The 26140-nt window shown below is 62.4% G+C and carries 31 protein-coding genes and 1 pseudogene; 19 read left to right on the top strand and 13 right to left on the bottom strand.

What is annotated here, in order from left to right:
- Positions 1–102 precede the first annotated feature (102 nt).
- The 3 genes and pseudogenes from NCS02_RS19020 (at position 103) to NCS02_RS19010 (ending at position 2377) form a co-directional block, all read left to right on the top strand.
- Complete coding sequence (locus tag NCS02_RS19020) at positions 103–357, top strand: helix-turn-helix domain-containing protein (RefSeq protein ID WP_250503095.1); 255 nt, start codon at positions 103–105, stop codon at positions 355–357.
- Positions 357–1410: pseudogene (locus tag NCS02_RS19015) on the top strand (HipA N-terminal domain-containing protein). Before NCS02_RS19020 ends, NCS02_RS19015 begins: the two are co-directional and overlap by 1 nt.
- Before the next feature lie 28 nt (positions 1411–1438).
- Positions 1439–2377 (top strand): SMP-30/gluconolactonase/LRE family protein, encoded by a 939-nt coding sequence (locus NCS02_RS19010; protein WP_250440726.1) that lies wholly within the window; start codon positions 1439–1441, stop codon positions 2375–2377.
- On the opposite strand, the gene NCS02_RS19005 is transcribed toward NCS02_RS19010, so the two are convergent.
- From NCS02_RS19005 to NCS02_RS18995, 3 genes are all read right to left on the bottom strand, one after another.
- Positions 2374–2799, bottom strand: coding sequence for a GNAT family N-acetyltransferase (locus NCS02_RS19005; RefSeq protein WP_034473104.1), 426 nt, complete (start codon positions 2797–2799; stop codon positions 2374–2376). The genes NCS02_RS19010 and NCS02_RS19005 overlap by 4 nt on opposite strands.
- 82 nt (positions 2800–2881) lie before the next feature.
- Positions 2882–3484 carry a short chain dehydrogenase gene (locus NCS02_RS19000; protein WP_175979582.1) on the bottom strand — a complete coding sequence of 201 codons (603 nt, stop codon included), beginning with the start codon at positions 3482–3484 and terminating at the stop codon, positions 2882–2884.
- 107 nt (positions 3485–3591) lie between these two features.
- The gene (locus NCS02_RS18995) at positions 3592–4044 is read right to left on the bottom strand and encodes a hypothetical protein (protein WP_175979520.1); all 453 of its coding nucleotides are present in this window, start codon (positions 4042–4044) and stop codon (positions 3592–3594) included.
- Positions 4045–4196: 152 nt separating this feature from the next.
- On the opposite strand from NCS02_RS18995, the gene NCS02_RS18990 reads away from it, so the two are divergent.
- Entirely contained in the window at positions 4197–4349 is a 153-nt protein-coding gene (locus NCS02_RS18990; RefSeq protein ID WP_008352886.1) for a hypothetical protein, read from the top strand.
- Between the two features lie 75 nt (positions 4350–4424).
- Here the strand turns inward: NCS02_RS18990 and NCS02_RS18985 are convergent, their stop codons facing one another.
- A complete protein-coding gene (locus NCS02_RS18985; protein WP_250503094.1) occupies positions 4425–5039 on the bottom strand; it encodes a DUF3005 domain-containing protein in 615 nt (204 codons plus the stop codon).
- Positions 5040–5311: 272 nt separating this feature from the next.
- Here NCS02_RS18985 and NCS02_RS18980 point away from each other — a divergent pair, with 272 nt between their 5' ends.
- Both NCS02_RS18980 and epsC read left to right on the top strand, forming a co-directional pair.
- The gene (locus NCS02_RS18980; protein WP_250523260.1) at positions 5312–5545 is read left to right on the top strand and encodes a hypothetical protein; all 234 of its coding nucleotides are present in this window, start codon (positions 5312–5314) and stop codon (positions 5543–5545) included.
- Between the two features lie 111 nt (positions 5546–5656).
- Positions 5657–6649 carry a serine O-acetyltransferase EpsC gene (gene epsC, locus NCS02_RS18975; protein ID WP_239294389.1) on the top strand — a complete coding sequence of 331 codons (993 nt, stop codon included), beginning with the start codon at positions 5657–5659 and terminating at the stop codon, positions 6647–6649.
- A gap of 70 nt (positions 6650–6719) precedes the next feature.
- Here the strand turns inward: epsC and folE are convergent, their stop codons facing one another.
- The 4 genes from folE to NCS02_RS18955 form a co-directional block, all read right to left on the bottom strand.
- The gene (gene folE / locus NCS02_RS18970) at positions 6720–7370 is read right to left on the bottom strand and encodes a GTP cyclohydrolase I FolE (protein ID WP_008352890.1); all 651 of its coding nucleotides are present in this window, start codon (positions 7368–7370) and stop codon (positions 6720–6722) included.
- 91 nt (positions 7371–7461) lie between these two features.
- Positions 7462–7665, bottom strand: coding sequence for a hypothetical protein (locus NCS02_RS18965; protein ID WP_008352891.1), 204 nt, complete (start codon positions 7663–7665; stop codon positions 7462–7464).
- Positions 7666–7737: 72 nt separating this feature from the next.
- Positions 7738–8181, bottom strand: coding sequence for a VOC family protein (locus NCS02_RS18960; protein WP_008352892.1), 444 nt, complete (start codon positions 8179–8181; stop codon positions 7738–7740).
- A 14-nt stretch (positions 8182–8195) separates the two neighbouring features.
- Entirely contained in the window at positions 8196–8627 is a 432-nt protein-coding gene (locus NCS02_RS18955; RefSeq protein ID WP_008352894.1) for a YybH family protein, read from the bottom strand.
- Between the two features lie 151 nt (positions 8628–8778).
- Between NCS02_RS18955 and NCS02_RS18950 the strand changes: the two genes are divergently transcribed.
- A complete protein-coding gene (locus NCS02_RS18950) occupies positions 8779–9414 on the top strand; it encodes a TetR/AcrR family transcriptional regulator (RefSeq protein WP_175979518.1) in 636 nt (211 codons plus the stop codon).
- A gap of 52 nt (positions 9415–9466) precedes the next feature.
- Here the strand turns inward: NCS02_RS18950 and NCS02_RS18945 are convergent, their stop codons facing one another.
- Positions 9467–10849 carry an MFS transporter gene (locus NCS02_RS18945; RefSeq protein ID WP_250519925.1) on the bottom strand — a complete coding sequence of 461 codons (1383 nt, stop codon included), beginning with the start codon at positions 10847–10849 and terminating at the stop codon, positions 9467–9469.
- Positions 10850–11103: 254 nt separating this feature from the next.
- Between NCS02_RS18945 and NCS02_RS18940 the strand changes: the two genes are divergently transcribed.
- Both NCS02_RS18940 and NCS02_RS18935 read left to right on the top strand, forming a co-directional pair.
- Positions 11104–12057, top strand: coding sequence for a 2-hydroxyacid dehydrogenase (locus tag NCS02_RS18940; protein ID WP_008352899.1), 954 nt, complete (start codon positions 11104–11106; stop codon positions 12055–12057).
- A 67-nt stretch (positions 12058–12124) separates the two neighbouring features.
- Entirely contained in the window at positions 12125–13021 is an 897-nt protein-coding gene (locus NCS02_RS18935) for a LysR substrate-binding domain-containing protein (RefSeq protein ID WP_250503093.1), read from the top strand.
- Here NCS02_RS18935 and NCS02_RS18930 read toward each other — a convergent pair.
- The 3 genes from NCS02_RS18930 to NCS02_RS18920 all read right to left on the bottom strand — a co-directional run bounded on the left by NCS02_RS18930 (position 13005) and on the right by NCS02_RS18920 (position 16068).
- Positions 13005–14381 carry an aspartate aminotransferase family protein gene (locus NCS02_RS18930; protein ID WP_250458013.1) on the bottom strand — a complete coding sequence of 459 codons (1377 nt, stop codon included), beginning with the start codon at positions 14379–14381 and terminating at the stop codon, positions 13005–13007. The genes NCS02_RS18935 and NCS02_RS18930 overlap by 17 nt on opposite strands.
- 13 nt (positions 14382–14394) lie before the next feature.
- Positions 14395–15729, bottom strand: a complete 1335-nt coding sequence (locus NCS02_RS18925) for a glutamine synthetase family protein (RefSeq protein ID WP_008352904.1) — start codon at positions 15727–15729, stop codon at positions 14395–14397.
- A gap of 147 nt (positions 15730–15876) precedes the next feature.
- Positions 15877–16068: a hypothetical protein gene (locus NCS02_RS18920; protein ID WP_008352906.1), complete on the bottom strand. Its 192-nt coding sequence runs from the start codon at positions 16066–16068 to the stop codon at positions 15877–15879.
- Positions 16069–16269: 201 nt separating this feature from the next.
- Here NCS02_RS18920 and NCS02_RS18915 point away from each other — a divergent pair, with 201 nt between their 5' ends.
- The 4 genes from NCS02_RS18915 to NCS02_RS18900 are packed head-to-tail and all read left to right on the top strand — an operon-like array spanning position 16270 to position 20858.
- Positions 16270–18150, top strand: a complete 1881-nt coding sequence (locus tag NCS02_RS18915) for an ABC transporter permease (protein WP_250503092.1) — start codon at positions 16270–16272, stop codon at positions 18148–18150.
- Complete coding sequence (locus NCS02_RS18910; RefSeq protein ID WP_250503091.1) at positions 18147–18932, top strand: ABC transporter ATP-binding protein; 786 nt, start codon at positions 18147–18149, stop codon at positions 18930–18932. The genes NCS02_RS18915 and NCS02_RS18910 overlap by 4 nt, the downstream gene beginning before the upstream one ends.
- Positions 18929–19636, top strand: a complete 708-nt coding sequence (locus tag NCS02_RS18905; RefSeq protein WP_249798690.1) for an ABC transporter ATP-binding protein — start codon at positions 18929–18931, stop codon at positions 19634–19636. The genes NCS02_RS18910 and NCS02_RS18905 overlap by 4 nt, the downstream gene beginning before the upstream one ends.
- 31 nt (positions 19637–19667) lie before the next feature.
- Positions 19668–20858 carry an ABC transporter substrate-binding protein gene (locus tag NCS02_RS18900; protein ID WP_008352910.1) on the top strand — a complete coding sequence of 397 codons (1191 nt, stop codon included), beginning with the start codon at positions 19668–19670 and terminating at the stop codon, positions 20856–20858.
- A 4-nt stretch (positions 20859–20862) separates the two neighbouring features.
- Here the strand turns inward: NCS02_RS18900 and NCS02_RS18895 are convergent, their stop codons facing one another.
- The gene (locus NCS02_RS18895) at positions 20863–21435 is read right to left on the bottom strand and encodes a DNA-3-methyladenine glycosylase (RefSeq protein ID WP_008352911.1); all 573 of its coding nucleotides are present in this window, start codon (positions 21433–21435) and stop codon (positions 20863–20865) included.
- Between the two features lie 54 nt (positions 21436–21489).
- Here NCS02_RS18895 and NCS02_RS18890 point away from each other — a divergent pair, with 54 nt between their 5' ends.
- The 6 genes from NCS02_RS18890 to NCS02_RS18865 all read left to right on the top strand — a co-directional run bounded on the left by NCS02_RS18890 (position 21490) and on the right by NCS02_RS18865 (position 26128).
- Positions 21490–21921: a low affinity iron permease family protein gene (locus NCS02_RS18890; RefSeq protein WP_250503090.1), complete on the top strand. Its 432-nt coding sequence runs from the start codon at positions 21490–21492 to the stop codon at positions 21919–21921.
- A gap of 473 nt (positions 21922–22394) precedes the next feature.
- The gene (locus NCS02_RS18885; RefSeq protein WP_175979510.1) at positions 22395–22580 is read left to right on the top strand and encodes a Flp family type IVb pilin; all 186 of its coding nucleotides are present in this window, start codon (positions 22395–22397) and stop codon (positions 22578–22580) included.
- A 32-nt stretch (positions 22581–22612) separates the two neighbouring features.
- Positions 22613–23122: an A24 family peptidase gene (locus NCS02_RS18880; protein WP_008352914.1), complete on the top strand. Its 510-nt coding sequence runs from the start codon at positions 22613–22615 to the stop codon at positions 23120–23122.
- 12 nt (positions 23123–23134) lie between these two features.
- On the top strand, positions 23135–24097 hold the full coding sequence (gene cpaB / locus NCS02_RS18875; protein WP_250503089.1) for a Flp pilus assembly protein CpaB: 963 nt from the start codon (positions 23135–23137) through the stop codon (positions 24095–24097).
- A gap of 245 nt (positions 24098–24342) precedes the next feature.
- Complete coding sequence (locus tag NCS02_RS18870) at positions 24343–25731, top strand: type II and III secretion system protein family protein (protein WP_033536724.1); 1389 nt, start codon at positions 24343–24345, stop codon at positions 25729–25731.
- A gap of 10 nt (positions 25732–25741) precedes the next feature.
- Positions 25742–26128, top strand: coding sequence for a CpaD family pilus assembly lipoprotein (locus NCS02_RS18865; protein WP_175979509.1), 387 nt, complete (start codon positions 25742–25744; stop codon positions 26126–26128).
- Positions 26129–26140 lie beyond the last annotated feature (12 nt).

The raw sequence follows: 26140 nt of genomic DNA, 5'->3' as shown, positions 1-26140 counted from the left end.
GGTATTTATTCTTCTCGCAGATACTCGCTCTGATTTGTAGGTGACCGATTATCTGTGTGGCGAATAAACTGCTTCTATTTCGTCACACAGATAATTTGCGCCATGCAACAAGTTATCGTGACAGTCGCGCAGATGGGCCATGTGCTCGCGGCCGGCCGCAAGCAGGCCGGACTGACGCAGACGCAGGCGGCGGCGCGCCTCGGCATCAGCCAAAGCCGGCTTTCTACCCTGGAGCGCGATTCAAGCTCGCTGACGCTCGATCAACTCCTCGCGGTGTTCGGCGTCTACGGCCTCCAGTTGCTGGTGCAGGCCCGGCCCGACACGTCGCTGATCGAAGCAAACGAGGCCGACCGGTAATGGCCGGGCGTCGGCTTCATTCCCGCGCGTTGTCCGTATGGGCCAACGGAAAGCGCGTGGCAACGTGGAATCTGCCTACGCGCGGACCGGCGGAACTCATATACGACACCGAGTGGATTCGCTCGGACGAGGCACGTCCGCTCTCGCTGTCGCTGCCGATCGGTCTCGACGGCGCGCCGCTGAAAGGCGACGCCGTGCTCAACTACTTCGACAATCTTCTGCCCGACAGCGAGCCGATTCGCCGCCGCATCGCGCAGCGCTTCCAGACCGACAGCGCCGATGCGTTCGACTTGCTGCGGGCCATCGGTCGCGATTGTGTCGGTGCCGTGCAACTGCTTGCCGACGACGAAGCGCCGAAAGACATCGAAAGCATCGAAGGAACGCCGTTCAGCGACGATGACGTCGAAAGCCTGCTGAATCAGGTGGCCGGCGGCATGCCCTTGGGCACCGACCATGACGACGACTTCCGCATTTCGCTCGCGGGCGCGCAGGAAAAGACCGCGCTGCTGCGGCACGACGGACGATGGCTCAAGCCCCATGGCGCGACGCCGACGCGATCTCGCGCGCGTGCTGCAACAGTCGACCGAAGCGCGCCGTGACGTGCAAACGCTCGTGAGCGCGCAGATCCTGTTCTGGCTGCTGGCCGCGCCCGACGGTCACGCGAAGAACTTCAGCATTCATCTGGCGAGGGGCGGACAATACCGCCTCACGCCGCTCTATGACGTCATGTCGATCTGGCCAGTAGAAGGCGACGGCGCCAACCAATGGTCGTGGGACAAGGCGAAGCTGGCGATGGCCATCCCCGGTGCGAGCAGGCGCTACGCGTTTCGCGAGATCAAGCGCCGGCACTTCGACGCGATGGCGCAGAGATGCGGTTTCGGCGACAGCGCGGAGCCGATCATCCGGCACATCGTCGAACCCGCGCCGACGGTCATCGACGAAGTGACAGCGCAATTGCCCGGCGATTTTCCGCCTCGGGTCGCCGAGCGTATCTTCGATGGGCTGAACAGATCGATCGCCGAGTTGACCGGCGTGGCCGCCGGCGAACCGTGAAGACAACCCCCAACCGGAGACAAGAAAGATGACCCACCCCGACCGCCGCTATCCCGACCCCGCCGTGCGCGTGCTGGACCCGCGTTTCAATGCACTGCGCATCGCATCGGCGTCGGTGGAATGTCTGTATCAGGGCGCGCGCTGGTCCGAGGGGCCGGTCTGGTTCGGCGACGGCCGCTATCTGCTCTGGAGCGACATCCCGAATAATCGCATCCTGCGCTGGGACGAAGAGAGCGGCGAAGTCGGCGTGTTTCGCAAGCCGTCGAACAACGCGAACGGCAACACGCGCGATCGCGAAGGCCGGCTCGTAAGCTGCGAGCATCTGACGCGGCGCGTGACGCGCACCGAATACGACGGATCGATCACCGTCATCGCCGATCGCTACGCCGGCAAGCCGCTCAATTCGCCGAACGATGTCGTCGTGAAGTCGGACGGCTCGATCTGGTTCACCGATCCGACCTTCGGCATCGACGGTTTCTACGAAGGCGAAAAGAACGAGGCGCAACTGAAGCCCTGCGTCTATCGCGTCGATGGCCAGAGCGGCGAAATCACGATGATGATCGACGCCTTCGTGGGCCCGAACGGTCTCGCGTTCTCGCCGGACGAATCGGTGCTGTATGTGGTGGAATCGCGCGCGACGCCGCGCAAGATTTACGCGTTCGACGTGCTCGACGGCGGTCGCAGGCTAGGCGAGGCGCGCCCGCTCATCGATGCGGGCCCCGGCACCCCCGATGGCTTTCGCGTCGATATTCACGGCAACCTGTGGTGCGGCTGGGGCATGGGCGACGCCGAACTCGACGGCGTGCGCGTCTTCACGCCGCAAGGCGAAGCGATCGGCCACATCGACTTGCCCGAGCGTTGCGCGAACGTGTGTTTCGGCGGACGGCATCGCAACCGGTTGTTCATGGCGGCGAGTCACGGGCTCTATGCGCTTTACGTCAACACGCAGGGCGTGAAGGGCGGTTAAGCCTTGCCGATCTTCTCCATGATGCGCTCGGGATGCTGGCTCGCCGCGAAGCCGAAGCGCGCGTAGAGCCCGTGCGCGTCGGACGTGACGAGCATCATGCGGCGCAGTCCCTGAAGATCGGGATGCGCCATCACGCATTGGATCATCCATGTGCCGAGGCCCGCGCCTTGATGCTCGGGCAGCACGAACACATCCGCGAGATAGGCGAATGTCGTCGTGTCGGTAATCATGCGCGCATAGCCGATCTGCGCGTTGCCGTGAAAGAGCCCGAACGCGAGCGAATGACGCGCGGCGCGCTCGACCTTTTCTCGCGCGATGCCCGGCGACCAGTACGCCACTTCGCTCAAATAGCGATGCACGACATCGAAGTCGAATTCGTCGATGTCCGTGCTCAGCCGATAGCCGTCCCGGGTCCATTGCATCGCGCGCTCCATGAGTTTTTCGAAGCGCCGAGCATAAGCGATCGATGCGTCGCGCTCCATGCACACTTCGCGCGCGCAAGTGTCAGTGGACGGTATAGATGCGCCCCGTCTCCGCGCCCTCGACACTGCGGCTGTACGCCAGCGCCACGCGCGCGCCGCTCGCGGCCTCGAAACCGCGAAAATACGGGCCGAAGCTTTCGCGCGCCTCTTCGAGCATCGTCGGACTCACGACGTTGATGCGCAGGCCGCGGGGCAGTTCGATCGCCGCGCCGCGCACGAAGCCTTCGATCGCGCCGTTGACCGCCGCCGCGCTCGCGCCCTCGCGAATCGGCTCCGCGCCGACGATGCCGCTCGTCAACGTGAACGAGCCGCCGTCGTTCAGGTAATCGCGCGCGGTGAGCACGAGATTGACCTGGCCCATCAGCTTGTCGTTGAGACCGAGACGGAATTGCTCCGGCGTCATCTTCACGAGCGGGCCGAAGTGCACATGACCGGCGGTCGCGACGATCGCATCCACTTTGCCGATGGTTTCGAAGAGCTTTCTGATGCTGTCGAGATCGAGCAGATCGACGCGATGCGCCCCGCGCGTCGCACCGATTTCGATGACTTCGTGACGGGCTTTCAATTCGGCGACGACCGCCTGGCCGACCGTGCCGGTTGCACCAATGACAGCGATTTTCATGATCGGGCTCGCATGGATGACGTTGAAGGTGGTCATGCATTGTGCGAGCGGACGGACGCGCGAAAAAGCCGCGTCCGCTTCAAGGATTGCAAACCGCGAGTTTCGAATGGCTAGTGCGTCGCGAGGCGTCCTGGCATCGGCGAAAGAAGATAGAGCGACGCCGCGAACTTGCAGACGAGTCCGACGCCGCAGACGAACGCGGCCGCCGGAAAGATATGCCATTGCAGCGCAAGGGTCGGCGCGACGAGGGCGACGGACACGAATCCGAGCACGACGGTCAGCCAGCGCGCCCATTGCAGGCGTGATGCAACGCACACATAGAGCAGGCCGACGAGCACCCGCGACGCGACCATCGCGGCGAGCGGATGGCTCGACGCATCGCCTGGAAGCCCGATGGCGAGCGTCAATGCGAACTCGGCCCATGACAGCGCCCAGGCCGCGCCGAGACACGCGATCGCCGATGTAAAGCGCTGCTCGGGCGTAACGGCGTGGCGCGTAGCCGGTTCAAGTTGCGTGGTCTCTTCGGTCTCTTGCGTGTAACCGTCGTATGCGTGGGTCGTCATGTGGTTTCCCCTTTATCGACTCTCGTGCGCCGGCGATGTATGTTGCGCTGCGGCGCTTCGTTCGCCGTGTCCCTGAGCATACGCCGTGCCACGCTCAAGGAACGCGCGTTGCTTCGCATTACGTCGATTAGCAACGAGCAAAGGAGCAGACGATGGGCAATCTGAAGGAACAGAATCCGCATTCGGAACGTGACGACGAAGATCTCGACAAGGCAGTCGAAGACACGTTCCCCGCGAGCGATCCGCCTGCAACGGGCGGCGTGACGCGCATCGAAACCGATGACGAGAAGGAAGAAAAAAAGTAACGCGCGAAGCCCACGCAAGTAAAAAGAGCCGCATAGTCCATGCGGCTCTTTGCTTATGCGCGACGGCGGTCGTGCTCATTTCCGTTCGAGCTCGAAGAGCCGCGACGGACGCAGATGATTCAGCGCGTAGTGCTTGCGTCCGCGCAAGGTGTGGCCGTGCGGGTCGCGTCCTTCGAAACGCACCTTGTCTTCGACCTCGGGCACCGTCGGCGCGACCATGCCGCGATCGATCAGGCGATAGCCCCGCTCCAGCGCAAGCAACACGCCATTGCGGCCGGGACGGCTGTCGAAGCCGCCGAGACCATCGCCCGGTTCGGGTACAAAGTTCACGGTCGTCGCATTCGAAGTGATGACGGAATCCGGCTCGCGCGCGAGCATTTCCGCTTCGCGTCGCGCATGAATGCTCTTCGCGTCGGCATCGACGGTGTCGTCGAGTCCGTCGTCGTTGGCGACATCGACGCCGCGCGGCGGCTTCTCATAGAGACCTTGCGGGCCGATATGCATGCCTGCCTTCGTCGTCTCCGTCTTCGCACCGGCGCCCGCGCCCGCGTGCGCTTCGCCGCCCGCTGCGGCCTTGTTCGCATCGCTCATCTTCACGTGAGCGGTTTCCGCGCCGGGCGTCTTGATCGGACTGTCGGCGACCTGCTCCTTCTGCTTGTTCTGCGGATCGTTTGATTCAGCGTTGTTCATCGCATTGCTCCGTTGCAGTTGGACCTGAATTGACCAAGCCCTCACGCAAGACTCGTTCCGGATATTTGGCGACGGAACCGCGAGCCTTGCCGGAGAGCGCCTTCGGAGATACTTAAAATTTCAGCCCTTTTTTCGACCCCAAGCCGATTTCCTGCAAGTATTATTTGGAACCTGTCGGCGGCAAAGCGCAATACGCGAAACTCGAGCAATCAGGAGGGTCGAAAAAGAGCAATGCGATTCGAACGAGCAGGGCACTTTCACACAGGTGACTCATGCAACACGATGCAGCCTTTTCACATCGAGGCTACCTTCTAAACTGCGCGCCCGCCCGGGCCGGAGATGGCAGCTACCAGCCGTACGTGGTGATCTCGCGATCGAGCGATGGCGAGCTCGTCGCGAACCGATTCTTTCCTTCGGAGCTGCGATTCCGCAACGAAGGCCAAGCCATCGCGCACGCGCGCGACTGGGCCGTGCGCTGGATCGACGCAAGCAACGTCACAGCCTGAGCGATGTTCCGCGCGAGCATCGGGGACGCGGGTGCGCGATCGGCCGGACGGCAGGCTTTCGCAAAACCGGTTACGCTTGTCGTTTAATCCGTCCCTCGCTTCTTGCCCGACATGCAGAACATGCCCACGTTCGGCGCAGTACCGCCGCTCGAAACATCCCGCGACACCGCGCTCGACACGCCTCAGGAATGGGGCCTCGCCCGCATCGTCGCGGACTTGCGCCAGTCGCGCGAAGAGCTTCATCGCACGCGGCATCCGCTCGGCATACGTGAACTGCCTTCACGCGAGGCCATCGTCGGGATCGTCAACGGCCTGCGCTCGGCGCTCTTTCCCACGCATTACGGCGCGCCCGATCTGACCGACGAAAGCGTCGACTACTATGTCGGGCAAACGCTCGAAACCAACTTGCGTCTGTTGCGCGAACAGATTCGCCGCGCGCTGCGCTTCCTGCCCGAACATCGCGATACGAGCGAAGCCGATCTCTCGGCGCAAGCCTTCGCGATCGCGCGCGAGTTCGGCGCGCAGTTGCCGCATATCCGCGCGCTGCTCGTGAGCGACATACAAGCTGCTTTCACCGGCGATCCGGCGGCGCAGCACATCACCGAGATTCTGCTGTGTTATCCGGGCGTCTGGGCGATGACGCATCATCGTCTCGCGCATGCGTTGCACAAGCTCGGCGTGCCCTTGCTCGCGCGCTTCATCAACGAGATCGCGCATTCGCTGACGGGCATCGACATTCACCCGGGCGCGACCATCGGGCCGAGCTTTTTCATCGATCACGGCACGGGCGTCGTGATCGGCGAGACGGCGGTGATCGGCCAGCATGTGCGCGTCTATCAAGCCGTGACGCTCGGCGCGAAGAGCTTTCCTTCGACGAGCGATGGCGCGCTCGTCAAAGGCAACGCACGGCATCCGATCGTGGAGGACGATGTCGTCATCTACGCGGGCGCGACGATTCTCGGCCGCGTGACCATCGGCAAAGGCTCGGTCATCGGCGGCAATGTGTGGCTCACGCATAGCGTGCCGCCGGGCAGCAACGTATCGCAGGGCAAGATTCGCGAAGGTTCGGGACCGGGCACGCCGGGCAACGGATTCGGCGCATGAAAAAAGGGCCGCGAGGCCCTTTTTGTTTGTTTGCGTTTGCGTTCGCGCGTGCGCTTTGCTTGCGGCGGCCTTACGTATTCGACACGCTGAACGCGTTCTGATTGCCGACGATGGCAAGAAACTCGCGACGCGTCGACGGATCGTCGCGGAATGAGCCGAGCATGCGCGAGGTGACCATCGACACGCCCGCCTTGTGCACGCCTCGCGTCGACATGCATTGATGCGCGGCTTCCAGAATGACACCGACGCCGAGCGGCTGCAGCACTTCGTTCAGCGTATCGGCGATCTGCGCGGTCATCTTCTCCTGAATCTGCAGACGCTTCGCGAAGGCGTCGACGAGACGCGCGAGCTTCGAAATGCCGACGACGCGTTTGTTCGGCAGATAAGCGACATGCGCGCGGCCGATGATCGGCACCATGTGGTGCTCGCAATAGCTCTCGAAACGAATGTCCTTCAGGACGATCATTTCGTCATAGCCTTGCACTTCCGAGAACGTGCGAGCGAGGATGTCATGCGGATTCTGCGTATAGCCCGCAAAAAACTCTTCATATGCGCGCACGACGCGGCCCGGTGTATCGAGCAGGCCTTCGCGGCGCGGATCGTCGCCCGCCCAGCGCAACAGAACACGGACAGCGGCTTCGGCTTCCTCGCGGGTCGGACGATCGGCTCCATCAGCAGGCATGTCCGAACCTGAAAGATTGTTTTTGCGCGGGGCGCTCATCGAAAGCTCCTATGAGTCAAGGTGCAAATAGTACATGCGATATTTTTGGCACCCCGCCATTGTTTCACGTTTCAGAAGGCCGATACGGATGTCAGGTCTTTCCCCCACCGTCGATGCCCGAACCCGTGCGCCACACCTGCTTGCCTTCTTCCGTCAGCACGCCGCTGCTATGGTCCTTGTTGGGCTCCGTGCCGGGTTCGGCCATGTTCCCGCCCGGCTGTTCCTGCGCTGTCTGCTTGTTGCCCTTGCGTTGCGCGATACGGTCTTCCTGAGAACGTCCGGCGTAGTTGCTCATGGTGCGCCTCCTTTCGAATTGATGCGATGAAAGGCGCGCAAGCCGCGTTCCAGCCGGACGGTCGTCGCATGCTTATTGCGGCTGACCTTCGACGCCGCCGAGCACCATCCAGTTGACGCCGAATTTGTCCGTCACCATGCCGAAGCGCTTGGCGAAGAAGGTTTGCGTCATCGGCATCTGCACCTGGCCGCCGTTCGATAGCGCGTTGAAGTATTTTTCCGCCTGCTGTTCGTCATCGGCCGTGAGCGAAAGCGATACGCCCTTGAACTCGGTGTTGCCGCTGCACATGCCGTCGGAGCCCATCACCATTGAATCGCCGATGGTGAATGCCGCATGCATGATCTTGTTTTCCGATCCCGACGGCACGCCGCAACCGCTCGCGGCTTCGGCCTTGCCGGCGTCGGGGTTTTCGCTGAAGCGCATCATCATGACGACTTGCGCGCCCAGGTTCTCGCGATAGAACGTGATCGCTTCCTCGCAGCGGCCTTCGAAAAACAGATAGGGTTGCACTTGCATGACTGCTCCTTGAGTTATGACGTTTCGTCAGGGTCCATATCCATCATGAGCGGCACCGATGCGTGCTCGTGCACGACACGCCAGTCGCCATCGATCTTTCTGAAGCACACGGTCGCGCGCACGATGTCCTCCTGTTCGCCCACGGCGACGCGGTTGACGGAGTGCGCGTAAGCCAGATCGCCGCTCGCGGCGACTTCCACTTCCCGCATTTCGAATGAGAGCGGGGCTTTCATGCTGTCGAACCAGCGCCGCCAGTTCTCGCGATAGTGCTCGATGCCCCTGATCGACGCGGGCGGCACGACGTCGAACACGACGACATCCGGCGCGTAGTGGCTGACGAGCGTATCGACGTCTTTCGCCAGCACTGCCTGCCGCCACGCCTCGATCATTTCGCGGATGCGCGCGATATCGTCATGCGGATCCGTACGATCATTTGTATTCGCCATGCGAACCTCCTTTCGCATACGATGCCGCCGCGTCGTGACAATGCAACGGCAAACACCGATGCAGAACTATTTTTTGTGTTGTGTACACCGTCCACAAAAAGTAGCAGAGATAATGAACAGTGTCCACATAATCGAAGTCACACGAATCAAAATGACAAATGGCAAGCCGCGCAGCACCTATCGACATGGCGATTTGCGACGCGCGCTGATCGATGCGGGAATCGAACTCGCGCGCGAAGGCGGCCCCGACGCGATCGTCTTGCGGGAAGCCACGCGCCGGGCGGGCGTCGTGCCGAACGCGGCCTATCGTCACTTCGGGAGCCGTCAGGAATTGCTATCGGCGGTACGCTCGGCGGCGCTGTCATTCGTCGCGCAAGCAATGGAAGAGGAACTCGCGTCGCGCCCGAAGAAGCGCCGCCGTGCCGATGCGGCGCGCGCGGGTTTGCGCGCCATCGGCACGGGATATCTTCGTTTTGCGCAAAAGGAAGCGGGATTGTTTCGCACGGCGTTCGCGGCGCCGCAAACGGAATGGACGGAACACGAGGAAACCTATGGCGCGGGGCCGGGCGGTCTCGATCCGTTCGAGTTGCTGAGCCGCGCGCTGGACGACATGGTCGAGGCGGGCGCGCTCGAAGCGAAACGCCGGCCCGAAGCGGAATATCTAGCATGGAGCGCGGTGCACGGCTTCGCGCTCTTGCTGATCGAAGGCCCTTTGCAGGGGCTGAAGCGCACGCAGATCGAACCGCTTGCCGAGCGGCTTCTCGATATGGTCGAGAGCGGTCTTTGAAAGAAATTGCGCCGCGAGGAGCGGCGCGAAGCATCATCGAATCAACTGAATTTCATTTCGCCGGTTCCGATGAGTCGGTTATCGGTTCGACCACGCTGAGCAACAAGAGCAGGCACAGCGTCGCGGTCCCGACCATGTACAGGAAGACCGCGGTCCAGTTATAGCTGTCGAGCAGCAGGCCGACCGCGAGCGGAGCGCAGGCGCCGCCGATTTGTCCGACCGAGTTCACGATGCCGAACGCCGTCGGATAGGTGGCCTTGGTTGCGAGACCCATCGGATACGCGGAGTAGCCTGCGAAGCCGATGCCGAGCATCAGGCCCGCGAGCATCAGCGCCGCGCCGAGATAGGCGACGCTGTCGGGCGCATCGATCAGCAGGAAGGTCATCAGCATCGTGCCGAGCGCGCCGAGCATCATCATCGGTTTGCGGCGTCCGCCAAGCAGACGATCGGAGATGATGCCGCCGAGCATGTTGCCCGTCACCGCGCCGATGAAAGGCGCCGATGCAAGGAAGCCCATCTTCACCGAAGCGAAGCCCTTCACTGTCACGAGATAAGTGGGAATCCACGAGATGAAGATGTTGCTGATGCCGATCATGCAGCCATAGCCCAGCGCGATGCCGAAGATATTCCACGAGCCGAAGACCTGGCGAATCGTTTCGAGCTGCGGCACGCGCTTCGTGCGATTGATAGCGTCGAGCCGGGGCATCGGCGTCATGCGCGCGCGCGACAGCGACTTGCCGCCGTTGCTGCCGACGGTCGTTTCATCGGCGATGTAGCGGCGCTCGGCGGGCGAGCAGAAGCGATTCTCGCTGGGCGAGTTCGTCACGAAGAACATCCATACGACGGCGAGCAGAATGCCCGGCACCGCGAACACATAGAAGATCTCGCGCCATCCCCACAACTGGATCACGACGATGCACACCGACGGCACGATCAGCGGCCCGAGCTTCGATGCGGCGATCCACAGGCCGGTGGCCGTGCCTTTTTCCCTTGCGGGGAACCATCGGTTGATGACGTTGGTGCAGCCGATGCCGAGCGGTCCTTCCGACAAGCCGAGACCCACGCGATACGCCATCAGCAGAAACACCGACGATGTCGTGCCCATCAATCCGGTGAATACCGACGTGAGAATCATGAAGACGGAAAACAGCAGGCCGGTGGTCTTTTCGCTGAGTCGCTTGTAGAGGAGGCCGACGGGAATCTGCACGAAGCCATAAGCGAAGGAGAACAGGCTCACGATGAGACCGGCCTCGGTATTGGTGATGTGATATTCCCTCTTCAGATACGGCAGCGCGATGCCGAAGTTGGCGCGATCCGCGCACGCGATCGCCCAGATGCAGAAGATCAGTCCCATCACGACCCAGCGGTGTTTCGTGTGTCTCTCCGCAACAGGTTCCGCTTTCGAGGAAGCGACGATGCCGTCAGCGTTGTTCATTGCGCTGTTGTCTCCGATGTTATGTGCAAGGCTTTATTGTCGATGTGCCTTCCGATGCTTCGAATTGTGGGGAGCGTGGACAAGAGCGTCCAATCTTTTATTGCTATTACCTGATTCCCGGATTGAATCGATCGAAGCGCGGCATGCAATGCGTCGATTCGTGGATCAATTGATAGCGTTTTGGGATTGGACGTTATCGCCGAAAGCAGACATGATCCGCTCCACATCGCAACGAACACCATGGAGCACGCGAATTGAAGCCGAGCATTCTGCAACTCAATCCCATCCTCGTACCGGCCATCAATGAAAAGCTGAATGCGCTTTATACGATGCATCGGCTGTTCGAGCAGGAAGACAAGGACGCGTATATCCGCGAACACGGCGCTTCGATTCGCGGCGTGATTACCGGCGGACATACGGGCATCGCCAACGATCTCATCGAACGCTTGCCTGCATTGCAGGTGATCGCGGTGAACGGCGTCGGCACCGATGCCGTCGACCTCGAATTCGCGCGCTCGCGCGGGTTGCCGGTGACGGGTACGTTCGGCGCGTTGACCGAAGATGTTGCCGATCTCGCCATCGGTCTCATCCTGACCACGCTGCGCGAGATCTGCCCCGGCAACGATTTCGTGAAGACCGGCAAGTGGGTGAACAACCCGAGCCCGAGCGCGATTCCGTTGTCGCGCCGATTCAGCGGCAAGCGCGTGGGCATCGTGGGCCTCGGCAAGGTGGGCCGCGCGATTGCGCTACGCGCCGCCGCGTTCGGTTGTCCGATCGCTTATACCGATGTACGCGCGATGGACGATATCGACTATCGCTTCGTGCCCGATCTGCTGTCGCTTGCGCGCGAAAGCGACATTCTCGTGCTCGCCGCTGCAGCCGATAAAGCGAAGGGCATCGTTAATGCGGCCGTGCTCGATGCGTTGGGCAAGGACGGTTATCTCATCAACATCGCGCGCGGCAAGCTCGTCGAGGAAAGCGATCTCGTCGAAGCGCTGTCGCGTGGCGTGATCGCGGGCGCGGGACTGGATGTTTTCGTCGATGAGCCGAATGTGCCGGCCGAATTGTTCGGCATGGATCGCGTCGTGCTGCAGGCGCATCGCGCGAGCGCAACGGTCGAATCGCGCACGGCGATGGGCGAGATGGTGCTCGCGAGTCTCGCTCAGGCTCTTGCGGGACAGCGCCCCGAAGGCAGCCTCACGACCTGACGCACGCGCATGAACGCGTCCGGGGCGAACATATAATGATCGGCCATCACCTCAACGTCGATTACGAATGCTCGATCTCGGACAAGTACGTTGCTTCGTTGCGGCCGCGACGGAACTGAACTTCAGGCGCGCGGCCGCGCTGCTCAACATGACGCAGCCGCCGCTTTCCAGACAGATTCATCTGCTCGAAGAAAACCTCGGCGTGAAGCTGTTCGAGCGCGTCGGGCGCACGGTCAAGCTGACGACCGAAGGGCGCGTGTTTCTCGCCGATGCAACGCGCCTGCTCAATCTTTCCGAGCAAGCCGAAAGCACCGTGAGGCGCGCGAGCAAGGGCAAGACGGGGCGCGTACGCATTGGCTTCACGGGCGCGGCGGGCTATGAGCTGATACCCGAACTGCTCGTCGCTGCGAAGCGCGATCTGCCCGATATCGACGTCGTGCTGCTCGAGATGATTTCCGTCGCGCAGATCGAAGCCTTCGAGGCAAACGCGATCGATCTCGGCTTCATGCGGCCGCTGCCTTCGCGGCAGAAAGTGGAGTTTCTTCTCGTCGACCGCGAGCCGATGATCGTCGCATTGCCTGCGGGACACGCGCTGTGCCGTTTCGACCGGCTCGAACTCACGCAGTTGCACGAGCAGCCCTTCATCATGCATTCGCCCACGCACGGCAAATACTTCTACGACCGCATCATGAGCATGCTCGTCGCCGATGAAGTGAAGCCGCACTTCGCGCAATACATCGATCAGACGCCGACCATTCTTTCGCTCGTGCGTGCAGGGCTGGGCGTATCGATTCTGCCCGCATCGTCGCAACGGTTTCATTACGACAGTGTCGAGTTCAGGGAAATTGCGGGCAACGCCGTTCAGGCCGAAATGAGCATGGCGTGGCGTGCCGATCAAGACAATCCCGCCGTCACGGCGTTTAGGCACATGGCGGCGGAATACTTCGCTACGCGGCGTGCGTGATCGCGCGCGCGGTCGCATCGATGGCGGCGCGAGCTTTATCGACGATTTCGTCGATCTCGTCATGCGTGACGACGAGCGGCGGCGAAAGCAACATGCGATCGTGACTCGCGCGCATCACGAGATTGCCCGCGAAACAGAAGTCGCGGCATATGGTGCCGATATCGTCGCCATTGGCAAAGCGCTTTTTCGTCGCGCGATCTTCGGCAAGCTGAATGCCGGCGACGAGCCCCGTGCCCGCAATTTCACCGACGATCGCATGATCGCTTAACGCTTCGCGCAATCGCTTTTGAAAGTACGGCCCCGCATCGTGCTTTACGCGCGCGACGATGCCTTCGTCTCGCAGCAACTTGAGGTTAGCCACGGCCACTGCCGCCGCGACCGGATGCCCCGAATACGTGAAGCCGTGATTGAATTCGCCGCCATTCACGATTGCATTCGCGATGCGATCCGATAGCGCGACGGCGCCCATCGGCACATAGCCGCTCGTAAGACCTTTTGCGATCGTGATGACATCCGGCTCGAAGCCGAAGTGCTCGTGCGCGAACCACTCGCCTGTGCGGCCGAAGCCGCCGATCACTTCATCGGCGATCAAGAGCACGTCATGCTTGCGGCAGATGCGCGCGATCTCCGGCCAATAAGTCGATGGCGGAAAGATCACGCCGCCCGCGCCCTGAAACGGCTCGCCGATAAAAGCGGCGACGTTCTCCGCGCCGAGTTCGACGATCATATCTTCGAGCTGACGCGCACGCGCAATGCCGAATTCCTCTTCGTTCATCGCGCCGCCTTCACCGAACCAGTAAGGCTGGTCGATATGCGCGACATGCTCCATCTTCGATGGCATCTGCTCGTGCATATAGCTCATGCCGCCGAGCGTTGCGCCCGCGATCGTCGAGCCGTGATACGCATTCGCTCGCGCGATGACATAGCGTTTTTTCGTTTGTCCTTGCACGGCCCAATAGCGATGCACGGCGCGCAGCGCCGTATCGTTGGCCTCCGATCCGCTGTTGCAATAAAGAAAGCGATTGAACTTCGCGGGCGCGACATCGGCAAGCATCGCCGATAACTCGATGATCGGCGGATGCGTCGTCTTGAAGAAGGTGTTGTAGTAAGGCAGTTCCTGCATCTGTTTCAGTGCGGCATCGGCGAGTTCGCGGCGTCCATAGCCGACGTTCACGCACCACAAGCCCGCCATGCCGTCGATGATGCGCGTTCCCTCCGAATCCCACAGATACACGCCTGAGGCCTTCACGATCACGCGGCTGCCCGCGCGATTGAGCGCGCCCATATCGGAGAACGGATGCAGATGATGCGCGGCGTCGAGCGCGCGGTAATGCGCCGTCGAATCGATTCGATCGTTCATGTTGTCGGCTCCTTCAAACGTGCAATAGCAGATGCTTGCGTTCCCACGAACTGATCACGCGGAAGAACGCTTCGTATTCGGTTTCCTTCAGCGCGAGATAGGCGCGCACGAACTTCTCGCCGAACATTTCGGCAAGCGGCTCGCAAGCGCCCATCAGCGTGAGGCCTTCGTCGAGATTGCGCGGCAATTGATAAGGCTGGCGATAACCATCGCTCGCGAGCGGTTCGGTCGGTTCGAGATGTTGCGTCATGCCGAGATAACCCGCGGCGAGCGTGGCGGCAATCGCGAGATACGGATTGCAATCGACGCCCGGAATGCGATTCTCGATGCGTCGTGCCTGCGGCGACGAGTGCGGCACGCGAAAGCCGACGGTGCGGTTGTCATAGCCCCATTGCACGTTGATCGGCGCGGCCATGAAGCGCGATAGCCTGCGATAAGAGTTGATATACGGCGCGAAGATCGGCATGAGCGCGGGCGTGTATTTCTGCAAGCCCGCGATGTAGCTATAGAAGAGTCCCGTCGGTTCGCCTTCGCGATTGGTGAAGAGATTGCGGCCGGTCTCGTCATCGACGAGGCTCTGATGCACATGCATCGCCGAACCGGGTTCGTTTTCCATCGGCTTCGCCATGAAGGTCGCGTACATCTTGTGGCGCAGCGCGGCCTCGCGCACCGTGCGCTTGAAAAGAAACACGCGGTCCGCGAGATTGAGCGGATCGCCATGCAGAAAGTTGATTTCCATCTGCGCCGCGCCCACTTCGTGAATCAGCGTATCCACTTCGAGCTCCTGCATCTCGCAGTATTCATAGATGTCTTCGAAAAGCGGATCGAACTCGTTGACGGCATCGATCGAGTACGCCTGACGCCCCGTTTCCGCGCGCCCGGTTCTGCCCACCGGCGGTTGCAATGGCAGATCGGGATCGCGATTCATATCGACGAGAAAGAACTCGAGTTCGGGCGCGACGACAGGCCGCCAGCCCTTGGCGGCGAATTTATGAAGCACTTCGCGCAGCACGCGACGCGGCGAAATGGCGACAGGCGTGCCGTCGAAATGCACGCAATCGTGGATGACTTGCGCGGTCGGATCGGTGGCCCACGGAATCAGGCGGATCGTCGCGGGATCGGGCACGCAGACCATGTCGGGATCGGTGACGCCGGTGAAGCTGCCATCGACGGGATAGTCGCCCGTCACGGTCTGGATCATCACGGCTTGCGGCAGGCGCATCGCTTCGCCCGATTCGAACTTGCTGCGCGGAATGATCTTGCCGCGCGCGGTGCCGGCCATGTCGGGAATGATCGCTTCAACTTCGGTGATGCGATGTTTTCGCAGGAATTCGTCGATGCGTTCCATGTTCGTTCTCACGTTTCGATAGGGCGCACGCGTCCACGGCCTTCGCGATGCATCGCGAATGCGCGAAGAAGCAGGACGCGCGCGTTCACGCGTGCGGGCGCACGCGCGCGGACCAACAACTGATGGAGAAGAAAACGAGAGGAGGCGCTACGGCAGCAGCGAAGCCGCGCCGACGCAATGCACGGCGATGAACGCGCGCGCGGAAATCGCGTTGCGACGCCGCACGCAGCGGCGGGAGAGGACGGTCAGAACCGACAGGAAGCGGCGATCGGGAAGCTTGCCGCAGCGATCGGCGCGGGAGTGATGGCTCCTGCGTGCCAGAGGGCTTTGGACTTTCACGATAAGACTCGTTGGTCGAGTGGATTTGCAGAGCGATTGCCCATGCCGACAATTGCCCTTCAGCGAGCATATACGAGACATAAACGCCGTCAATACGTTTTTTCCAGTGGTTTTCACGCGGGATGTTTCTGTCGCGCCACGAGAAGGTTGCGCAATTCATCGATAATGTCGGCTCTTTCCGCCGAAATGCTCACAGAGCCGATGCTCTCCAACCTGCTCGTTCAACTCGTCAACGGCCTCGCCGATGCTTCTGCGCTCTTTCTCGTCGCTTCGGGACTGTCGCTGATCTTCGGCGTCACGCGCATCGTCAACTTCGCGCACGGCTCGCTCTATATGCTCGGCGTGTATGTCGCGTACAGCCTGACGAGCCGCTTCGGCGAAAGCGTCGCGGGGTTCTGGGCGTCGATCGCGGGCGCCGCGCTATTGGTCGGCGCGATCGGCGCAGTAATAGAAGTGAGCGTGCTGAGGCGCATCTATCGCGCGCCGGAGTTGTTTCATCTGCTTGCCACGTTCGCGCTCGTGCTCATCATTCGCGATGCGGCGCTGTGGCTTTGGGGACCGGAAGATCTGTTCGGCCCGCGCGCACCGCATCTCGAAGGCGCGGTGCAGCTGCTCGGTCATGCGTTGCCCACCTATGATCTCGCGCTGATCGTCATCGGCCCGCTTGTGCTGTTCATGCTCTGGTATGCGCTCGCGCGCACGCGCTGGGGCACGCTCGTGCGCGCGGCGAGCGCGGATCGCGAGATGCTCGGCGCGCTCGGCGTCAATCAGGCGTGGCTCTTTACCGGCGTGTTCTTCGTCGGCGCGATGCTTGCGGGACTCGGCGGCGCGCTGCAGGTGCCGCGCATGTCGGCGAATCTCTCGCTCGATATCGAGACCATCGGCAATGCGTTCGTCGTCGTCGTGGTCGGCGGCATGGGCTCGATTCCGGGCGCGTTCGTCGCCGCGCTATTGATCGCCGAAATCAAGGCGATGTGCATCGGCATCGGGAACATAACGATCATGGGCGTCGGCTTCTCGCTGTCGAAGTTCACGCTCGTCGCCGAGTTCGTCGTAATGGCGGTCGTGCTCGTGCTGCGTCCGTGGGGACTCTTCGGCCGTCCGCAGACGATCGCACGTTCCGCCGCGCCCGCCGACCGGCCTTTGCTACCCGCCACGCGAAACATGAGGATCGCGGCGTTCATCGCCGTGATCGCGCTTGCGCTCGCGCCGCTCGCCGCCGATGCGTTTCCGTACATGCCCGTGCTGTTCGTCGAGATCATGATCGCGGTGCTGTTCGCCGCGAGCCTGCACTTCATCATGGGACCGGGCGGCATGCACTCGTTCGGTCATGCGGCGTACCTCGGCCTCGGCGCATACGGCGCGGCGCTGTTTCTCAAGGTATTCGCGTTACCAATGGAAGCCGCGCTCGTGCTCGGGCCGCTGATTGCGGGCATCGGCGCGATCGTGTTCGGCTGGTTTTGCGTGCGCTTATCGGGCGTGTATCTCGCGATGCTCACGCTCGCGTTCGCGCAGATCGTCTGGTCCGTCGTCTTTCAATGGGATGCCGTGACGGGCGGCAGCAACGGCATATTGGGCATCTGGCCGTCGCCGTGGCTATCGTCTCCCGTCGCGTTCTACTACCTCACGCTCTTCTTCGCCGTCATCGGCGTATGGCTTTTGCGGCGCATGCTTTTCTCGCCGCTCGGTCTCGCGATGCGCGCCGGTCGCGATTCGCCGTTGCGCGCCGAAGCGATCGGCGTGAACGTCGCGCGCGTGCAGTGGGCCGCGTTCATCGTCGCGGCGCTCGTGTGCGGGCTCGCGGGTTCGCTTTATGCGTTCTCGAAGGGCAACATCTCGCCGGAAGCGATCAGCGTCGGCCGCTCCGTCGACGGCCTCGTGATGGTCCTGCTCGGCGGCATCCAGACGCTTGCCGGTCCGATCGTCGGCGCGAGCGTGTTCACCTGGCTGCAGGATGCCGTCGCGCGTCAGACCGACTACTGGCAAGCGCTGCTCGGCGCGGCGATCCTCGTGCTCGTCATCGCGTTTCCGCAAGGCATCGCGGGTTTCGTGCGCGAGCGCTTTTTCAGGGAGGCGCAATGAGCCTGCTATCCGTCGCGCATCTCTCGAAGTCGTTCGACGGTGTGCACGCCGTCGACGACGTTTCATTCGATCTCGAAGCCGGTCAATTGCTCGCGCTCATCGGTCCGAACGGTGCGGGCAAATCGACGTGCTTCAACATGATCAACGGTCAGCTCAAGCCGACTTCCGGCGCGATCCGCTTCGACGGTCACGATATCGCGGGCATGCGTCCACGCGATATCTGGCGGCGTGGCGTCGCGCGCACGTTTCAGATCGCCGCGACCTTCAATTCGATGACCGTACTCGAAAACGTGCAGATGGCATTGCTTTCGCGCGAGCGGCGCATCTACAGGCTGTTCGGGCGCGTCGAATCGTGGAGGGAAGACGAAGCGATGGCGTTGCTCGATCTCGTCGGCATGGCGATGCATGCGCGCCGCAGTTGCGCGGTGCTCGCATACGGCGACGTGAAGCGCGTCGAGCTTGCTATCGCGCTTGCAAATCATCCGAAGCTCTTGTTGATGGACGAACCGACCGCTGGCATGGCGCCACAGGAACGCAATGAATTGATGACGCTCACCGCGCGTCTCGCGAAAGAGCGCAACATCGGCGTGCTGTTCACGGAGCACAGCATGGACGTGGTCTTTTCACATGCGGACAAGCTGATCGTGCTCGCGCGCGGACGTCTCATCGCACAAGGCGATGCCGAAGCGATCCGCGACGATGCCCGCGTGCGCGAGGTCTATCTCGGCACGGGCGCATCGTATGCGCCGCGTGCGGCGTTGAATGCGGGGGCATCGTCATGACGCTGCTCAAAGTCGATGCGTTGAATGCGTTCCATGGCCGCGCGCAAATACTGTTCGATGTCGGCTTCGAAGTCGGACGAGGCGAAGTGGTCGCGCTGATGGGCCGCAACGGCGCGGGCAAGTCCACGACGATGAAAGCCGTCATGGGTCTTCTGCCGCGCATATCGGGCGCGGTGTCGTTCATGGGCGAAGACATCGCGGGCATGGCGCCGCATCGCATCGCGCGCAAGGGGCTGGGTTACGTGCCCGAAGATCGCCGCGTGTTCGGCGATCTCACGGTGATGGAGAACCTCGACACGGGCCGGCAGCCGCCGCGCGAAGATGCGCCATCGTGGACGCCCGAAAAGCTCTTTCGCGTGTTCCCGAATCTCGGCGAAATGCGCAATCGCCGCGCGAGCCGCATGAGCGGCGGCGAGCAGCAGATGTTGACCGTATCGCGCACACTGATGGGCAATCCGCGCCTCGTGTTGCTCGATGAGCCATCGGAAGGTGTCGCGCCTGTCATCGTCGAACAAATGGCCGATATGATTCTCGAACTGAAGCGCGAAGGGCTCGCCATACTGCTGTCGGAACAGAATCTGCATTTCGCGGAACTCGTCAGCGATCGCGTTTATGTGCTGGAAAAAGGGCAGATTCGCCATGAAGGCCCGATGCACGCATTCGCGAGCGACGATGCCGCGCGCCGCGAGTTGCTCGGCGTTTAAACGATCATTCAAACGGAGAGGAGAAGATTCAATGGCGCCAATGCGCTTCACTATCGCGGCCATCGCAGCGGGCATGGCGTTCGCCGCGCACGCCGACACCATCAAGATCGGCGAGATCAATAGCTATAAGGCGCAGCCCGCGTTTCTCATGCCGTACAAGAACGGCTGGAATCTCGCGCTCGACGAGATCAACGCGGCGGGCGGCATCAACGGCAACAAGCTCGAAGTCGTCTCGCGCGACGACAACGGCAATCCCGGCGATACAGTGCGCGTCGCGCAAGAGCTCGTCGCGCGCGAGCAGGTGAAATTGCTGTTCGGCGGTTATCTGTCGAATACGGGTCTCGCGCTCGCGGACTTCGCCAAGCAACGGCGCATCTTCTTCCTCGCAGCCGAGCCGCTCACCGACAAGATCGTCTGGCAGGACGGCAACAAGTACACATATCGGCTGCGTCCTTCGACTTACATGCAGGTCGCGATGCTCGTGCCCGAAGCCGCGAAACTCGGCAAGAAGCGCTGGGCGCTCGTCTATCCGAACTACGAGTACGGGCAATCGGCGGTGGCCACGTTCAAGCGCTTGCTGAAGGCCGCGCAGCCGGATGTCGAGTTCGTCGCGGAGCAGGCGACGCCGCTCGGCAACATCGATGCCGGCGCGGTCACGCAAGCGCTCGCCGATGCAAAGCCCGACGGCATCTTCAACGTGCTCTTCAGCGCGGACCTCGGCAAGTTCGTGCGTGAAGGCAATACGCGCGGCCTGTTCAAGAATCGCGCGGTCGTATCGCTTTTGACGGGCGAGCCGGATTATCTCGATCCGCTCGGCAAGGAAGCGCCGGTCGGCTGGATCGTGACGGGTTATCCGTGGTATTCGATCGATACGCCGGCGAACAAGAAGTTCGTCGCCGCTTACGAGGCGAAGTATCACGACTATCCGCGCCTCGGTTCGGTCGTCGGCTATACGGCGATGATGTCGATTGCGAACGGCCTGAAGAAAGCGGGCTCGCCCGACGCCGACAAGCTCGCGGCCGCATTCAAGGGCTTGCCTGTCGATACGCCGTTCGGTCCGATCACGTATCGCAAGGAGGACAATCAATCGACGATGGGCGCGTATGTCGGCGTAACCGGGCTGAAAGACGGCAAGGGCGTGATGACGTCCTTCCGTTATGTCGATGGCGCGAGCGTGCAGCCATCGGACGATGAAGTGAAGAAGCTGCGTCCGGCTGACTGAAGCGTCAATCCTTCGGAAAGGGCTTGCTGACGAATTTCGAACCGGCAAGCCCGAAACGCCACGGCACGTCCATCGCCTTGCTGATGCCGATGCGCGGTCCTTGAACGATCGCGCATTCTTCCTCGGGCGGCTCGATATGAAACGGCGCTTCGAGCAGCGACATGCCATTGTTCTTGTGCGTGATGCCGAGCGCCTGCGCGACGCGGCCCGGTCCCGAGCACAGCAGTTTGATCGGCGCAAGGCCGCGCCGCTCGCGCATTTCATCGATGCCGACGAGCGGTTCGATCGCGCGAATCAGCACGCCCGCGCCATGACCGGCTTCGCGGCACACGAAATTCATGCACCAGTGAATGCCATAAGAGCGATAGACATAGACATGCGCGGGCGGCCCGAACATGGCTGCATTGCGCGGCGTCGGACCGGAGAAGCTATGCGAGGCCGGATCTTCGCGGTCGTACGCTTCCGTTTCGACGATGCGGCCGCCGATACCGTCGACGGTCACGATCGCGCCGATCAGGCGTTGCGCGACGATCTCGGACGGCGCGTAGAAATCGATGGGTTTGGGCTTCGTGTTCACAAGCGGTATTCTAGCCGCGCCCCGTAGCAGATCCTCAAGCTCAGGAGACGCCGAATGAAGACTTCGTGGTTTCTCAGGTTCTCGAATGCGCTCGCGCAATTAGCGGGCCGCGCATCGACCTTCGTCATCGCCGTGGTGCTCGTGATCGTCTGGGCCGTCTCGGGACCGCTCTTTCACTTCAGCGATACATGGCAGCTCGTCATCAATACGTCGACGACGATCGTCACTTTCCTGATGGTGTTCTTGATCCAGAACACGCAGAACCGCGACACCGCAGCGATGCAGATCAAGCTCGACGAACTGATTCGCACAATCGACAAGGCGCATAACGCGCTGCTCGATCTCGAAGAGCTCGATGAAAAGGAACTCACGGTTTTTCGCAAGCGTTATGAAAAGCTCGCGCAAGAAGCGCGCGATAATTTCCGCTCGGCAAGCAGCGATATCGACATGCCTTCTTTTCCACAAGACGAGAAGCGCGATGGATAAAGCTTGCATGGAAAGGCATGAAAGAGGGGCCTTGGATAATAATCTTGCGAGTTGCGCAAACTGCGTGACAAAAGCAGGTAATAAAAGGTAATCTTGCGTTTTCGCGGCGGCGCGGTTCGCGCTGCGCCGCGCGCCTGGCTCCGGATCGCTCAGGTTTTGTCGAGCCGTTTCTTACGAGCGCATTTCGCCAGACATCAGTAAACGGTTTCTCTAAAGTTTGCGGGATCTGCTTAAAACGATAGGGCGCCCGTCTTGTCGATTGGTTAAAAATAAAAAAAGAAAAAATCCACTCTCTAAAGTATTTCGGATTGTTGCCGACAAAGGGCGCGCGCATCGTTTTTCTAAACCTCGGAAAGAGGCCATTTCAGGCTTTAATTCGCGAAGTTATTCCTTCCCAAAATGGCTAGGATGGGTCCTGCCCGGTATTCCTTTTGCCGGGCCCACACCTACCTAAACCCTTGAAGGAAAGAAAAATGCGCAAACTGATGAAGGCATTCGTGCGCGATGAGCGCGGCGTCAGCGCGATGGAGTATGCAGTCCTGGCCGGCATCGTCGTGCTGGCGCTCGGCGCGATGGCGAGCACGTTCAGCACCAGTGTCGGAACGATGTTCTCGACCCTGTTCGACAAGGTCACGACGGCACAAAGCAGCGCGAACTAACAAGCGCCGGCCCACACAACAACGAGACCAACGTGCAGCTCTTGTCTCTTGCCATCCGCCTGATCGTGCTCTGCGTGCTGCTCTGGCTCGCGGTCATCGACGTGCGCTCCCGACGCCTGCCGACCAAAATCGTGCTGGTCGTCGGGGCGCTCTTCTTTGCCGACGCGCTGGCGCGCCGCATGCCGGTCGACGATGTCATCGTGCATCTGCTGCTCGCGATTGGCGTATTCCTGGTCTGCGCCGTGCTGTTCGCGGCGAAAATGCTGGGCGGAGGCGATGCGAAACTCGCCTCCGTGATTTTTCTCTGGGCCGGACTCGCTTTGTCCTTGCCCGCCTTAACCCTGATTTCCGTGATCGGGACCGTCGTGTCCCTCATCAGCCTCGCGACGCGCCACATGGACCCCGTGCAACGGTTCATGCCCATGAAAGCGCTCGCGATGTTCTCCGGCGCGCGCGGCGTTCCGTACGGCGTGGCCCTCGCGCTCGGCGGCGGTCTCGTGATCGTGCTGCCGGCGCTCATGCCTTTCTTTGCGATCCGATAGGACGGCGCGCTCATGTCCAACATCATCAAGTTCGCCATGCTTCTGATCGGCGCGCTGCTCATCGCGCTCATCGTGCGCGTCGTGGTCGCGAGCGCTTCGCGCCCGCCCAATCAGCCCGTGACGACCGAGAAGGTGCAGGTGAGCGCCGCCGATCTGCCCCAAGGCCTGCTTCTGCGCGACGAAGACCTCGCGTGGAAGGCGATGCCCGCCAACCAGATTCCGCCCAACGCGATCATTTCGGGCGCGCAGAACGCGCCCGACCTCAAGGGCGCGCTGCTGCGCCATCCGGCCGCGAGCGGCGCGGTGCTGACCGCGGCCGATGTCTTTTTGCCGAACGCACCCGGCTTTCTCGCCGCGACGCTCAAGCCCGACATGCGCGCCGTGTCCGTCGCGGTCGATGACGTCTCCGGCAACGCAGGTCTGATTCAGCCGGGCGATTACGTCGATCTGTTGCTGACGCAGCAAATGGAGCGCCGCACCGATTCGCCGGACATGGCCGTATCGAGCGAAACCGTGGTCGAGCACGTACGCGTGCTGGCCGTCGGCTCGGAGATCAAGCGGCCCAAGAACAACGGCGACAGCAGCGAGCCCATCGCGCGCGCCCGCACCGTGACGCTCGAAGTGACGCCGCGCATGGGCGAGGTCGTCGCCGTGGCGGCGCGCCTCGGTTCCCTTTCGCTCGCGCTGCGCAGCTTCGCGACCGACAAGCGCGATCCGAACGCATCGGCGACTGCGGCGGCGCCTGCATCGTCCGCGCAGCACGCGCCGATCTGGGCCGGCGACATCTCGCGCGCCGTGCGCGATCTGCCGCGCTCGCGCCAGACGCAGGTCAGCGCGCCGGTTCGCGTGGCGGCGCCCGCGCGTCCGGTCACGATCTATCGCGGATCGGAGAAGGGCGAAGCCGGTGCGACGGTCGCGCAGGTCGGCGGATCGTCGGACGCCGCGCCGCCGATTCCGAGCGTGCCGGCCCGATGAGCATCGTCCGCCGCGGCCGAACGCGGCGCCGATATGGAGCAGCAGCATCAAGTCACGGCAGCACAGTGCCAGGATCGAATCTCATGAGAACGCAGTTGGACTTCAGCAGCATCGAAAGACGGAGCGCGCGAACCGTGCGGAACGCACGAATCGCGCTCGCGTGCGCCGGCGCGCTGCTGGCGGGGTCCGTAGCGGCGGCGCAGCCGGTCATGTCCACGAAGCCGGGCGATGACGCCGCGCCCGCCATGCAGCTCGCGCAGCAGACTCGCGTGCGCGCCGCGGCGCCTGCGCGGACCGCGCTCGCCGCCCAGGCGGACGCCGCCGTCACGCTCGGCCCGCTTACGCTCGACGCGGGCAAGGGCACGATGCTGCGCCTGCCCGAGGATGCGACTTCGGTGTTCGTGGCCGACCCGTCGATCGCGGACGTGCATGTGCCTTCGCCCAAGACCGTGTTCGTGCTCGGCAAGAAGAACGGCACGACGACCTTGTATGTGCTCGGGCCGGGCAACAAGACGCTGCTTCAGCGCACCGTGGTCGTCGCGCGCGACATGCTCTCGGTGCGCAACATGCTCGCCGCGCGCTTTCCGAACCTGAACCTGCAGACGAGCTCGGGCCAGGGCTCGCTGCTCGTCTCCGGCCAGGTGCCGACTTCCAGCGATGCCGATGCGATCGTGCAGGCGCTGACGCCGTTTCTCGCCGACAAGGAAGTGCTCATCAACCGCCTGACGGTGGACCGTCCGCTGCAGGTGCAGTTGCGCGTGCGCATCACGGAAGTGGACCGCAACGTGACGCAGCAGCTCGGCATCAACTGGCAGGCGCTCGGCAATTCGGGCAACTGGCTCGGCGGGCTCTTCGCGGGCCGCGCGATCCAGAATCTGAGCCAGCCGATCGTCGGTTCGAACGGCGGCGTCGTGTATCCGATCAACCTGCCGTCCAACAACGCGTTCTCCGTTCTCGCGGGCTTCAAGGCGGGCAATACGGACATTCGCGCGCTCATCGACGCACTGAATCAGGAAGGCCTGCTCACCGTGCTCGCCGAGCCGAATCTCGTCGCGATGTCCGGCCAGACCGCGAGCTTCCTCGCGGGCGGCGAGTTTCCGATTCCCGTCTCGCAGACCAACGGCGCGATCTCGGTCGAATTCAAGCAGTTCGGCGTCAAGCTCGACTTCACGCCGACCGTGCTCAACGAACGCCGCATCAGCCTGAAGGTGCGCCCGGAAGTGAGCCAGATCGATTCGACCGCGAGCGTGACGACCGGCGGCGTGACCGTGCCGGGCCTCTCGGTGCGCCGCGCCGATACGACCGTCGAGCTGGCGAGCGGCCAGAGCTTCGCGATCGGCGGGCTGTTGCAGAGCAATACCACCGACATCGTTTCGCAGATTCCCGGCATCGGCTCGATTCCGGTGCTCGGCAAGCTGTTCTCGTCGTCGAATTACCAGAACAACAAGACCGAGCTGGTCATCATGGTGACGCCGTATCTCGTCGAGCCGACCGATCCCGCGAAGCTGCGTTCGCCGCTCGATTCGCTGATCTCGCCTTCGAGCGACGTCGAATACAGCTTCCAGCGCAAGGCGGGCGCGCAGCCGTCCGCAACCGAACCGCGTCTCGTCGGCGCGGCGGGCTACGTCTACTGAGCGCCCAGCCATGAAACTCGCACTTCGCCCGACCCGCGTCTCGACCCTCGCCGTGCTGCTCGCGCTCGCGTGCGGCCTGTCCGGGTGTTTCCACCCGCCGCGCAACATGCCCAACGAATCGGTGATCGGCTATGACGGCACCGGCGCCGTGCCGCCCGATTGCGCGGCGCTCTCGCGCCCGCCCGTTCTCTCCGATGCCGGCAGGCAGCGCCCGTCGATGCAATGGGGCTGCGCGACCTACACGAATCTCGCGGCGCAGCTCGCGCATCCGGCCGATATCGTCGCGCCGCAGCCGCTCGGCCCCGCCGACGGCGCGACCGCCGCCAGTGCGATGCGCCGCTACGAAACCGGCCACGTCCTCCAGCTCGACAAGTCGTCGACGCGCGATTCGAACTAGCGCCTTCACGGA

The sequence above is a fragment of the Caballeronia sp. NCF2 genome (genome assembly GCF_023631205.1).
Taxonomy (GTDB): Bacteria; Pseudomonadota; Gammaproteobacteria; order Burkholderiales; family Burkholderiaceae; genus Caballeronia; species Caballeronia zhejiangensis.
Note: the sequence above shows the minus strand (reverse complement) of the source record. Positions and strands in the feature narration are given on the sequence as shown.